Origin of the sequence: Lysobacter sp. Root667 (assembly GCF_001427715.1) — a bacterium.
GTDB lineage: Bacteria > Pseudomonadota > Gammaproteobacteria > Xanthomonadales > Xanthomonadaceae > Lysobacter.
Map to the genome: position 1 here is coordinate 681,083 of NZ_LMHF01000009.1, position 12,206 is coordinate 693,288.

At 66.4% G+C, this 12,206-nt stretch carries 11 protein-coding genes; all 11 read left to right on the top strand.

The genetic code is table 11. From position 1 onward, the window contains the following. Positions 1 to 3 precede the first annotated feature (3 nt). The 11 genes from ASD78_RS06730 to ASD78_RS06775 all read left to right on the top strand — a co-directional run bounded on the left by ASD78_RS06730 (position 4) and on the right by ASD78_RS06775 (position 12,203). Positions 4 to 1,581, top strand: a complete 1,578-nt coding sequence (locus ASD78_RS06730) for a cytochrome ubiquinol oxidase subunit I (RefSeq protein WP_056099416.1) — start codon at positions 4 to 6, stop codon at positions 1,579 to 1,581. Further along, complete coding sequence (gene cydB, locus ASD78_RS06735) at positions 1,581 to 2,720, top strand: cytochrome d ubiquinol oxidase subunit II (RefSeq protein WP_055903985.1); 1,140 nt, start codon at positions 1,581 to 1,583, stop codon at positions 2,718 to 2,720. The genes ASD78_RS06730 and cydB overlap by 1 nt, the downstream gene beginning before the upstream one ends. After that, positions 2,720 to 2,845 carry a cytochrome bd-I oxidase subunit CydX gene (cydX, locus tag ASD78_RS19950; RefSeq protein ID WP_082559664.1) on the top strand — a complete coding sequence of 42 codons (126 nt, stop codon included), beginning with the start codon at positions 2,720 to 2,722 and terminating at the stop codon, positions 2,843 to 2,845. The genes cydB and cydX overlap by 1 nt, the downstream gene beginning before the upstream one ends. After that, the gene (locus ASD78_RS06740; protein ID WP_055903009.1) at positions 2,845 to 3,099 is read left to right on the top strand and encodes a cyd operon YbgE family protein; all 255 of its coding nucleotides are present in this window, start codon (positions 2,845 to 2,847) and stop codon (positions 3,097 to 3,099) included. Before cydX ends, ASD78_RS06740 begins: the two co-directional genes overlap by 1 nt. Before the next feature lie 155 nt (positions 3,100 to 3,254). Further along, positions 3,255 to 3,677, top strand: a complete 423-nt coding sequence (locus tag ASD78_RS21095) for a universal stress protein (protein WP_055903007.1) — start codon at positions 3,255 to 3,257, stop codon at positions 3,675 to 3,677. A 52-nt stretch (positions 3,678 to 3,729) separates the two neighbouring features. After that, entirely contained in the window at positions 3,730 to 5,409 is a 1,680-nt protein-coding gene (locus ASD78_RS06750; protein ID WP_056099421.1) for an AarF/UbiB family protein, read from the top strand. A gap of 242 nt (positions 5,410 to 5,651) precedes the next feature. Then, on the top strand, positions 5,652 to 6,008 hold the full coding sequence (locus tag ASD78_RS06755) for a hypothetical protein (RefSeq protein ID WP_055903002.1): 357 nt from the start codon (positions 5,652 to 5,654) through the stop codon (positions 6,006 to 6,008). A gap of 133 nt (positions 6,009 to 6,141) precedes the next feature. Next, complete coding sequence (locus ASD78_RS06760) at positions 6,142 to 7,689, top strand: thymidine phosphorylase family protein (RefSeq protein WP_056099424.1); 1,548 nt, start codon at positions 6,142 to 6,144, stop codon at positions 7,687 to 7,689. Next, positions 7,686 to 8,597: a ribose-phosphate diphosphokinase gene (locus ASD78_RS06765; protein WP_056099428.1), complete on the top strand. Its 912-nt coding sequence runs from the start codon at positions 7,686 to 7,688 to the stop codon at positions 8,595 to 8,597. The genes ASD78_RS06760 and ASD78_RS06765 overlap by 4 nt, the downstream gene beginning before the upstream one ends. Further along, entirely contained in the window at positions 8,594 to 11,086 is a 2,493-nt protein-coding gene (locus tag ASD78_RS06770; RefSeq protein WP_082575467.1) for a xylulose 5-phosphate 3-epimerase, read from the top strand. Before ASD78_RS06765 ends, ASD78_RS06770 begins: the two co-directional genes overlap by 4 nt. Continuing rightward, entirely contained in the window at positions 11,079 to 12,203 is a 1,125-nt protein-coding gene (locus tag ASD78_RS06775; protein WP_056099432.1) for an acetate/propionate family kinase, read from the top strand. Before ASD78_RS06770 ends, ASD78_RS06775 begins: the two co-directional genes overlap by 8 nt. Positions 12,204 to 12,206: the final 3 nt, after the last annotated feature.

Consider the following 12,206-nt stretch of genomic DNA (forward strand, 5'->3'; position numbering starts at 1 on the left):
GCCATGCCGGACTTACACGTCGTCGACCTGTCCAGATTGCAATTCGCGCTCACTGCGCTGTATCACTTTCTGTTCGTTCCGCTGACCATCGGCTTGGCCGTCATGATTGCGATCATGGAAAGCGTTTACGTGATGACCAACCGGTCGATCTGGAAGCAGATGACGCGCTTCTGGGGCCTGCTGTTCGGCATCAACTTCGCCATGGGCGTGGCCACCGGCATCACCATGGAATTCCAGTTCGGAACCAACTGGGCGTACTACTCGCATTACGTCGGCGACATCTTCGGCGCTCCGCTGGCGATCGAAGGGCTGATGGCATTTTTTCTCGAAAGTACCTTTGTCGGCTTGTTCTTCTTCGGTTGGGACCGATTGAGCAAACTGCAGCACCTGACCGTGACCTGGCTGACCGCCTTGGGCGCGAATCTTTCGGCATTGTGGATACTGATCGCCAACGGCTGGATGCAGAACCCGGTCGGGTCGGAGTTCAATTTTAAGACGATGCGCATGGAGATCACCGATTTCGCCGCGGTGGTGTTCAACCCGGTCGCGCAGGCCAAGTTCGTGCACACGGTCAGCGCGGGCTACGTCACCGGTGCGATGTTCGTCCTGTCGATCAGCGCCTGGTACCTGCTGCGCGGACGTAACGTCGAGATCGCGCGTCGCTCGATGGCTGTTGCGGCCAGCTTCGGCCTGGCCGCTGCGCTGTCGGTGGCGGTACTCGGCGACGAGAGCGGGTACACCGCATCGGAAAATCAGAAGATGAAGGTCGCCGCGATCGAAGCCGAATGGCGGACCCATCCGGCGCCGGCCGCATTCACGGTGTTCGGCCTGCCCGACATGAAGCGTCGCGAGACGGCCCATGCGCTGCGCGTTCCCTGGGCGCTGGGCCTGATCGCGACGCGGTCGCTGGACAAGGAGGTTCCCGGCATCCACGAGTTGGTCGAAAGCAATCGAGAGCGCATTCGTCGCGGCATTTCCGCCTATGCCGCCTTGCGCGAGCTTCGCGCCGACCGGAACGATCCGGACAAGGCAGCCGCCTTCATGGCATTGCGCGAGGATCTCGGCTTCGGCTTGTTGACCCTGCGCTACACCTCCGATCCGACCACCGCCGACGAGTCCATCATCGACCGCGCGGCCTGGAGCACGGTGCCGAACGTGCCAGTGCTGTTCTGGTCGTTCCGGATCATGGTCGGCTTGGGCATCTTCTTCATTGCGCTGTTCGCCGCCGCCTTCTATCTGTCGGCGCGCGGACGGTTGGAGCGGCCGCTGTTCCTGCGGGTGGCGTTGTGGAGCCTGCCGCTGCCATGGGTCGCGGCCGAACTGGGCTGGATCGTAGCCGAGTACGGCCGCCAGCCGTGGGCGATCGACGGGGTGCTGCCGACCTTTCTCGGCGTGTCCTCGACCAGCTCCACGCAAGTGCTCGCGAGCCTGGTCGGGTTCGTCGTGCTCTACACCGGCCTGGCCGTGGTCGACGTGATGCTGATGCTGCGGGCGATCCGTTCCGGGCCCGACCGGCTTAATTTCTGGCCGGCGTCGCGAAACGACGCCGAACGCCGCCTGCCGCTGAGTACCGCGCCATGATCGACCTTATCGACTACTCGCTGCTACGCGAGATCTGGTGGGTTCTGCTCGGCGTGCTGCTGATCGGTTTCGCCTTGACCGACGGCTACGACCTGGGCCTGGGCGCGATTCTGCGCTTGATAGGCCGAGACGACATCGAACGCCGCATGGCGCTGGAATCGATCGAACCCAATTGGGAAGGCAACCAGGTCTGGTTCGTTCTCGGCGGCGGCGCCGTGTTCGCCGCCTGGCCATTGCTGTACGCGGCGTCGTTTTCGTCCTTCTATTTCGCCATGCTGCTGCTGTTGGTGGCCCTGATTCTGCGGCCGGTGGGCTTTGCCTTCCGTAACCGTCTGCCACAGGCGAAATGGCGCGAAGCCTGGGACTGGGCGCTGACGATCGCCGGCGCGGTGCCGTCGCTGGTGTTCGGCGTCGCATTCGGCAATCTGCTGCTCGGCGTGCCGTTCCATTTCACTCCTGAGCTGCTGCCGATCTACGACGGCGACTTCATCGGCCTGTTCCGCCCGTTCGCGCTGTTGGCCGGTCTGATCAGCCTGGCCATGCTGGTGATGCATGGCGCGTGTTTCGCCGCTATGCGGGTCGAAGACCCGGTCGGCGCCCGTGCCAGGCGGATCGCGCGTATCGCCGCCGCCGTCGCTGCCGCAGCCTTCGTCGGGGCCGGCGTGTGGCTGCGCTCCCTGCCGGCACCGGCCATCGTTGGCGGCATGCGCGTCGACGCACCGTCGGATCCCCTCGTCAAGCACGTGTTGATGATCGACGGCGGATGGTTCGCGAACTACGCCCTGAACCCCTGGATGATTGCGGTGCCGGTGGTGACGGTGGCGGCATTGATCGCCGTGGTGTTGATCGGCAAGCGATGGATGGCTTTCCTGGCCAGCGGAACCGCGGTGGCCGGCATCGTCCTGACCGCGGGCCTGGCGATGTTTCCGTTCCTGATGCCGTCCTCCACGTATCCGGCGCACAGTCTGACCGTCTGGGACGCCTCTTCGAGCGAGCGCACCCTGGGGATCATGCTGGTTGCCGCGGCGATCTTCCTGCCGCTGATCCTTGCGTACACCGGCTGGGCCTTCAGGGTCATGCGCGGTACGGTGACGCGCGCCCATGTGGAATCGCAAGACGACGCCGGAGACGCCTACTGATGTGGTACTTCGCCTGGATACTGGGTTTGGCCCTGGCCTGCAGTTTTGGCGTGCTCAACGCCATGTGGTTCGAGTTGCGCAGCGACGAAGAGCGCGATCGCCGCGAAGTGCTGGAGGACGACTGATGGCGCGCGCCGTATCGCTGCTGCTGGCATCGGCCCTGGCTTTGGCATTGCTGTTCGTGCCGGCGATGCGCGGCGGGGAGATGACGGCGGCGGCGCACGGGTGGCTGAGCCCGTTGATGCTGTCGATCTGTGCGGGCTTCGTCCATGGCGTGGGCTACCGACCCACGCGTCCATGGGCAAGGGCGTTGCTGCACCCGCTGTTGTTGTGGCCGGCGATGGCGGCGCTGGCGGTGATGTGGGCGCGCAGTTTCTAGGCCAACCGCGGGGGGCGATGCAACCGCGCGGCGGTCGGACCGGTCATGCCGGACTCCGGCCGGGCCGACGGCGAGCGCTTGCGTTGATCTCGATCAAGACGCAGGACGGGCGCCGGTCGGATCCTGTGGGCATTCAAACCTCGAGGAGAACCGTCATGCGCATCCTGGTCGCGATCGACGGCAGCGAGGCCGCGCTGCGCGCCGTCCGCCATGCGATAAGGCTCGCGGGCGAGCTCGCAGAACCGCCCGAGATGCACTTGCTGTATGCCGACGAGCCGCTCATGCGCAGCGTCGCGCTCAGTCTGGGACTGCAGGAGACCGCCCGCTACCACGCCGACAACGGCAAAGCCGCGACCCAAAAGGCCAGGGCCATGCTCAAACGGGCCAAGGCCGTTTGCGAGGAGCATCTGCTGGTCGGCGATCCAGCAGCCACCATTCTCAAGCTCGCCAAGGCGAACCGATGCGACCTGGTGATCATGGGATCGCACGGCCGTTCGGCGCTGAAGAGTCTGTTTCTCGGTTCCGTGACCAGCAAAGTGCTGGTCAGTTGCTCGGTCCCGCTGACGATCGTGCGCTGACCGGCCTGCGGCCAGGCTTGCGCTGCAGCGATACTACGAGGAGCCCTCGCGCATGTGGGAGACGCTGATCGCCAGCCATGACCTCGGCCGCTTGCACGGCTTAGGCGCCATCCTGGTGCGATACGGGTTCGGCGATCTGGTGCGTCGGCTGGGGCTCGCGCAAACGCTCGCGCGCGCGGGCAAAGTCTTGCCACTCGCGCACCTCGAGGAACTGGTAGCGCTGCCGCCGCATGTGCGGGTGCGCTGCGCGCTCGAGGAAATGGGGCCGACGTTCGTCAAGCTCGGCCAAGTCCTGGCGACGCGGGTGGATCTGTTTCCTCCGCAATGGATCGCCGAGTTCAGTCGTCTGCAGAATGCCGTCCCGCCGGTGCCTTTCGAGGCGATCCGCTCGGAGATGTCGGCGGCGCTGGGGCAGGTCCCCGAGTTGGCATTCGCCTGGCTCGATCCCTCGCCGTTGGCGGCGGCGTCGATCGCTCAGGTGCACCGGGCGCGCTTGCCGGACGGCCGCGACGTCGTCGTCAAGGTTCGGCGCCCTGGCATCCGTCCGCTCATCGAGGCCGACCTGCGGCTGTTGCAGTACGCGGCAGGCAAGATCGAGGCGAAATTCCCGGATATGCGCCGTTACCATCCCGCCGGCATGGTGCGGCAGTTCCATGCATCGCTGCTGGGAGAGCTAGATCTCGCCGCCGAGTGCCGGCATGCCGAGCGTATCGCCGCCCATCTTTCCGGCGAGGAACGCCTGGTCGTTCCGGCGGTGCACTGGCCTTATACCAGTGAACGGATGAACGTGCAGGACTTCGTCGACGGCATTGCCGTAGCCGATGTGGTCGCACTCGACATCGCCGGACTGGATCGCGCTCGGGTGGCGCGTGTCGGCGCGCAGATCGTCTTGAAAATGATGCTCGACGACGGTTTCTTCCATGCCGACCCCCATCCGGGCAACGTGTTCGTGTTGCGCGACGGGCGCATCGCCTTGATAGATTTCGGAATGGTGGGGCGGCTGTCGCCGGCGCGCCGCGCGGAAGTGGTGAGCCTGCTGTTCGGGTTGGTCGAGCGAGATCCCGAGCGCGTCACCGAGGTATTGCTCGACTGGACCGGACGGGGCGATGTGGACGAGGCGCAACTGGCCATCGACATCGACGCGTTCATCGACCGCTATCACGGAGTCCCGTTGGGGCAGCTCGACCTGGCAGGGATGTTGCTCGAAGTGGTGAGCTTGCTCCGATCGCATCGTTTGGCCTTGCCTTCCGACCTGGCTCTGCTGATCAAGGTCTGCCTTACCCTGGAGGGAATGGGGCGCAGTCTCGATCCGCAATTCGATATGGCGCTTCAGGCGCGGCCGTTCCTGCGCCGCGCCATGACGGCGCGTTTCCATCCTCGCCGGGTCGCGCGGCGCGGCGTGCGGTCGCTGGCCGATACCGTTGAGGTGCTGGCGACCTTGCCTCAGGACCTTCGGCGCGTGCTGCGTGCGATGCGCACCGGCGGAGCCCGGCTGCATATCGGGATGGACGAACTGCGCGATTTCGGCAGCCAGATGGCGCACTCGGCCAATCGTCTGGCGGGTAGCATGGTGATCGCCGCGCTGATCGTCGGTTCGTCCATCGCGATGACGGTCGAGGGCGGCCCCACCCTGTTCGGCCTGCCTTTATTCGGTCTGGTCGGCTTTGCCGGGGCCTCGCTCGCCGGCATCTGGCTGCTGCTGTCGATATTCCGTAGCGGCGGTGGACGCTAGCCCCTGTCGGTCTGCCAAGGCGACAGCGCAGCGCCGCGACAGCCCACCGGCGGGATATCGACGCTGCCCGCGGCGGCGATATCGCGATCCCATGCCTCCCGCTTGATCTGGATCAGCCCTGGCCCATGACGGCGGACTTAGCCTTGGGACATCTGCCCGAGTTCCCATCGGCGCCGACAGCCTCCAAGTCGTTCTATCGCGGCGGCGAACGCGCTCCGCGCGGCCATCCAGGAGTACCGATCATGAACAGGCTGTTGTTTCCCGCGTTGGCGGCCTTGTTGACTGGCTGCGCATCGCAGATATTCCTCGACGGAAGCCCCAGTGGCGATACGCACATCGCGGGCACTGCAGTCGAGAAGCGCGTTTATGCGATATCCAGCGATATGTGCGGTCGGCAGGAGCCCGTCCTACCGTACCAATTGGTCGAACGGAGCCGGGACGGTTGGGTGCGCTCGTGCGCGCAAGTCGAAGGTTTCGCATTCCGACCCGGTAACGATTATTACCTGCGGGTCACCGAACATCGGGCAGCGGGCGAATCCCCGCTCGTTCGCCTGATACTGAAGAGTGTGATCGAGCAGCGTCCGCATACGCGGAATTGACCTGACGGCGCGGGCGGGGCGGGAACGTCATGGCGGCCGACGCTCGTTGCCCGCACCGCCCTGCATTGATCGAGATCAATGCCGACTGGCGCAACCGCTCTAGGGTGGGATCGGGCTTTCCCGGGATCCCGGCATGCGATCGACCCAATGCGACGACCGCTCCGACGTCGAGCAGCCGAGTGCCAGGCTGCCCGTGCGGCGAGCCGGTATCGACACCTATCGGCAGCCGGTTCTGTATCTGCACCGCGATTGCACCGTGTCCCGCGCCGAGGGGTTCGCGGCTTTGACCCGGGTCAGCGTGAAGTGCGGCGGGCAGGAGGTCGTCGCCGTCCTGAACATCGTCACCGGCGACTGGCTGGGCAAGGACGAGGCCGCGCTGTCCGATGCCGCGTGGCAAATGCTCGCCCCGGAGCCCGGCGCCATCGCCACCCTGGCCCACGCCGAACCGCCCGGGTCGGCCAGCGTGCTGCGCGCCAAGGTATTCGGGAAGCGTTTGAACGAGGCCCAGTTCGAGGCGGTGCTGCGCGACACCCTCACCGCCCGATTGTCGGATATCGAGCTGGCGGCATTCGTGACGGTCTGCGCCGGCGACCGGCTGGACCTCGACGAATCGGTCGCGTTGACGCGCGCGATGGTATCGGTAGGGGACCGGATCGATTGGGGCGCGGGACCGGTGCTCGACAAACATTGCGTCGGCGGCCTGCCTGGCAACCGGACCACCCCGATCGTGGTATCGATCGTCGCCGCGCTGGGCCATCGCATTCCGAAAACCTCGTCGCGGGCGATCACTTCGCCCGCCGGAACGGCCGACGTCATGGCGACCATGACCGACGTCGATCTGGACATCGGCGCGCTGCGGGACGTCGTGGATCGGGAGGGAGGCTGCATGGCCTCCGGTGGGCGCATGCGCTTGAGTCCCGCCGACGACATTCTGATCCAGATAGAACGCCCCCTGGACCTGGATGGCGACGGCCAGATGGTCGCGAGCATCCTGTCGAAGAAGGCCGCGGCGGGTTCCACCCATGTATTGATCGACATCCCGGTGGGCGCGACCGCCAAGGTGCGCACCATGGCCGCCGCCGATGCGGTCGCCCGGCGCCTGTTTTTCGTCGGGGAGGCCCTCGGCTTACGTCTGGGCGTGCACATTTCCGACGGCCGCCAGCCGGTCGGGCGCGGGATCGGCCCGGCGCTCGAAGCGCACGACGTGCTCGAGGTTCTGCGTAATTCGCCGCAGGCGCCGAGCGAGCTGCGCGAGCGAGCGCTCGATGTCGCCGGAGCGGTGCTTGAACTGTTGCCCGGCATCGCCCCGGGGAGTGGGCGAATACAGGCTGCCGGCGCGCTCGCATCGGGCGCCGCGATGAGGAAGTTCTTCGCCATCTGCATGGCCCAGGGCGGCTTCCGCGAGCCCGGCAAGGCGCGCTTCGTCGAACCTTTCGTTGCGTCGTTCGACGGACAACTGGGCTGCATCGATAATCGCCAATTGGCGCGCATAGCCAAGCTGGCGGGCGCGCCCCGCACCCCGACGGCCGGCGTCGTATGCACCCTGCGCGAAGGCGATTCGATCCGCCGCGGAATGCCCTTGTTCCTGGTGCACGCCGGGTCGAAAGGCGAGCTGGCCTACGCGCTGGATTACGCCAGGGCGCACCCGGACACGTTGAGCGTGCGGGGGGCGCGATCATGATGCCGGTGGTGCTGCCCTTTCCCGACGATGGCGCGCTTGCGGGTTCGGTGAGCCGGGACTTGCGCGCCCGGGTGGGGCTCCTCGAGTGGCGGCATTTCCCCGATGGCGAATCGCTGATCAGGATCGACGACGATATCGAAGGCGCAGATGTCGTCGTCTTCGTGGGCCTGTCCGATCCGGACCGGAAGGCATTGCCTGTGCGGTTCGTCGCTCAGACCGCGAAAGAGCTCGGCGCGCGCAGCGTCGGCCTGGTGGCTCCGTATCTCGCCTACATGCGCCAGGACGCTCGTTTTCGTCCGGGCGAAGCCGTGGCGGCGAGCGTGTTCGCCCGGTTCCTCGATCAATGCCTCGACTGGCTAGTGACCGTAGACCCTCATCTGCATCGCATCGCCAGGCTCGACGAGCTCTACCGGATTCCGGTCTCGTGCGTCGATTCGGCGCCGGAGTTGGCGAACTGGATACGACACGAGGTGAGTAACCCGATCCTGATCGGACCCGATGAGGAGAGCGCGCAATGGGTCGCGGAAATCGCCCGGGAGGCGCATATACCTTGTGAGGTGCTGCACAAGCGACGCCGCGGCGATCACGAGGTCGAAGTGAGCGCGCCCGATCCGGACCGTCTGCGCGGGTTCACCCCGGTGCTGGTCGACGACATCGTCTCGACCGGGCGAACCCTGGCCGCCGCCGCGGACCATCTGCGAAGACTCGACCTGCCGCCGCCGGTATGCGTGGTCATCCATCCGCTGTTCAGCGGCAATGCGCATGAGCTGCTGAAGCGGGCCGGGGTGGAACGCATCGTAAGCACCGACAGCATTCGCCATTCCAGCAACGCCATCGGTCTGGCCAAGCCCATCGCACATGCCGTCGCCGAACACCTGGCACGGATTCAGAGAGGAACCGGTCCATGATCTACGACGAAACGCCGGAAGAGCTGGTTCTCGCCTGCGGCACGAGCGAAGAATTGGACGCCCCGCTGCGGCGCCGGATCGAAGCCGAAGCGGCGGATCGACGCGCGAAGAATTCCGATTTCGCTTATTGGGCCGCAGGGTACGGTGCGATCGTTCACGATGCGCTTACCCAGGTGCGGATTCACGCATTGATCGGAACCTTGACCGGGCAGGGCATCCTCCCCGACGCAGCCACGGGCTATCGCCGCTTGGCGGCGGCCGATCGAGTCGCCAGCGCCGCGATGTGGCTGGTCGTTCACATGACCTATGCCCAGACGGTTCGTCTTGACGGCCGGCCCTTGAACGCGGACGACTTCAAACTGCATCCCGAAGGGCATACCGGCGGCTCGTTGAATATGGTGCCGGCCTACGCCGGCTATCTCGCGATCAATGCGCTGACCGGACATACGCGCGCGTGGTTGATGGGGCAAGGGCATTGCGTCGCCGCCGTGGATGCGCTGAACCTGCTGACGGCGAACATGACGCCCGAGCACGCCGGCCGGTACGGGCTGGACGACCAGCGCTTATCGGACTTCGTCGGTGATTTCTATTCCTACGGCGTGAGCTGCGACGGCTACCCGACTTCGCCGCTGGGTTCGCACGTGAATGCCTTTACCGCCGGCAGCCTGCAGGAAGGCGGCTACCTCGGTTTCGCGGAGCTGCACTATGTACATGCGCCGCTCCCGGGAGAGCGGCTGGTGGCTTTCCTAAGCGACGGCGCCTTCGAGGAACAGCGCGGCAGCGACTGGGCGCCGCGATGGTGGCGTCCGCAGGACTGCGGTTTGGTGGCGCCGATCATGGTGCTCAACGGGCGCCGGATCGAGCAGCGCAGCCAGATCGCACAGGAGGGTGGAGAGCGCTGGCTGCATACGCATTTGCGGCTCAACGGCTTCCAACCGATCGGGCTCGATGGCCGCGACCCGGCCAGCATCGCCTGGGGCATCCACGCGATCGAGCTGCGCGAACAGACCCGTATCGACGCCTGCGCCTCCGCCGGTTTCGATACCGGCGCGCCGTTGCGCTATGGGGTCGCACAAGCGCCCAAGGGCTATGGCTTCCCCGGCGCCGGCAGCAACCGGGCTCATAACTTGCCGTTACCGGGAAATCCCTCGAGCGATGAAGACTCGCGCAACCAGTTCAACCTCGCCTGCAAGACATTGCATGTCGCCGAACCGGAGTTGCGGGACGCGATCTCCGCCCTGGCCACCCACCGCCAGCAGCGGCGCCCGATGGAGCGGGACCACGCGCTGGCCACGCGCCAGATTCACCCACCCATCTCGCCTGGACCTCAATGGCGCGCCCCGGGAGAGTCGGTCTCGCCCATGTCGGCCCTGGACGAATACTTCGTCGCGACGCTGGCGGCCAACCCCGGGCTGCGCGTGCGCGTCGGAAATCCCGATGAGCTGCGCAGCAATCGCCTGGACCGTACCCTGGACCTGCTCAAGCATCGCGTGCAATCGCCCGAGCCGGGCGTGGCCGAATCCCACGTCGGCAGCGTCATCACCGCCCTCAACGAGGAAGCGGTGGTATGCGCGGCCCTGGCCAACAAGGGCGGCATCAACCTCGTCGTCACCTACGAGGCGTTCGCGGCGAAAATGCTCGGCGCGCTGCGACAGGAATTGACCTTCGCCCGTCAGCTTCGCCACGCCGGGCGGGCGCCCGGCTGGTTGTCGGTTCCGATCGTGCTGACCTCGCACACCTGGGAGAACGCCAAGAACGAGCAATCGCATCAGGATCCGACCGTGGTCGAAGCGCTGATGGGAGAAATGCAGGACTCGGTGCGGATCGTCTTCCCAGCGGACGCGAACAGCGCTTGCGCCGCCCTGCAGACGGTCTATACCGATCGCGGCAGGCTGTTCGCCCTGGTGGTGCCGAAGCGGGAACTGCCGGTGGTGCTGGAGGCCGAGCAAGCGATGGCCTTGCAGCACGACGGGGCTATTTTCCTGGCGAACGCGGTCGACGCGGAGATCGATGTGGTGGCCACCGGGGCCTACCAATTGGCCGCCGCGCGCAAGGCCTGGCGTCGGCTCGGCTCGCACGGCATAGCCGCCAACCTGATCTATCTTGCCGAGCCCGGCCGGTTCAGGACGCCTCGCGACGAGGAAGAGGCCGAATACGTACACGATGATGAGGCCGTCGGGCGCTGGTTCGCGCCGGGCCGGCCGAGAATCTTCCTGACCCATACGCGCCCGGAGCCGTTCCTGGGAGCGCTGCGCAGGCTGGACGACGGCCCCGGTCTTACCGCTGCCTTGGGCTATCGGAATCGCGGCGGGACCCTCGACGTCGACGGCTTGATGTTCGCCAATCGTTGCACCTGGGCGCACGTTCTGCTGGCCGCCGCCACGCTCCTGAAACGCAGCGCCGGCGCCTGGCTGACGTCCGAAGAGTACGATGCCGCCCTGGGCCGGCGCGCGCCGGCGGTGTTGTGGCAAGGCGCATGCGATGAGTGAGTCCGACCATCGGACGTTGTTGGTGCTCAACCTGGGGTCGGCCACGCTTAAGGCGGCGCGATACGAAAGGAGCGGCTCATCGGGAACGCGGCTCTCGCAGCGGGTAGAGATCGCATTGAGCCATCCGGCCCCGGACCTGGACGCCGCGTTGGCCCAGGTCGTCGACACTCTGGGTTTGGCCGCGGCTCCGGCGCTGGTCGGACACCGCATCGTTCACGGCGGCGATGCCGAGCAAGCGCGGGCTCTCGATGCCGCGGAGCTCGAGCGATTGCGCGCGCTGTCGGGCTTCGCGCCGCTGCATCAGCGGGCGGCCCTCGGACTGGTGTCTGCGGTGCAAGGCCGCTGGCCGCAGACCCGGCAGTACGCCAGCTTCGATACCTTGTGGCATGCCCGTCTTCCCGCGAACACCCGGCGGCTCGCGGTGCCGAAAACATGGGATGCGCTCGGCATCAGGCGTTACGGTTTCCATGGGTTGGCCTTCGCCTCGGCGATGCGTCAGGCGCGGGAGGCTCATCCCCCTGTGGGCCGTGAGAGAGTCGTGTTGGCTCACTTGGGCAGCGGTTGCAGCCTTTGCGCCGTGCGCGACTCGCAAAGCCTCGATACCACCATGACGAGTACTCCGCTCGACGGGCTGCCGATGGCGACGCGCAGCGGGGCGCTCGATCCCGGCGCGGTGCTCTATCTGTTGCGGGCCGACGAGCTCAGCGTGGACGCGCTCGAAGAGGCGCTGTACCACGAGTGCGGTCTGCGCGGGCTATCCGGGCTGAGCGGCGACGTGCGGGATCTGCTCGCCGCGGGCAGCGTCGAGGCGGCCTTGGCCTTGGACATCTTCGCTTTGCGCATCGCACAGGGCATCGCATCCATGGCGACCCGGTTGGGCGGCATCGACCATCTGATATTTTCCGGCGGCATCGGAGCCAATGCCCCGCGAGTGCGCACCGCGATCGCCGTCTACCTGGGCTGGCTCGGCATCGGACTGGACGGGGCCGCCAACGACCGCGGCGACGTCCGGCTCGAAAGCCCGGAAAGCCGGGCGAGGGTGTGGCGCGTGGACGTGGACGAAGAAGCCGAGATCGCAGCGGCCTGCGTTGTTGCGACTGCCTTGCCCCGGTCCTGAACG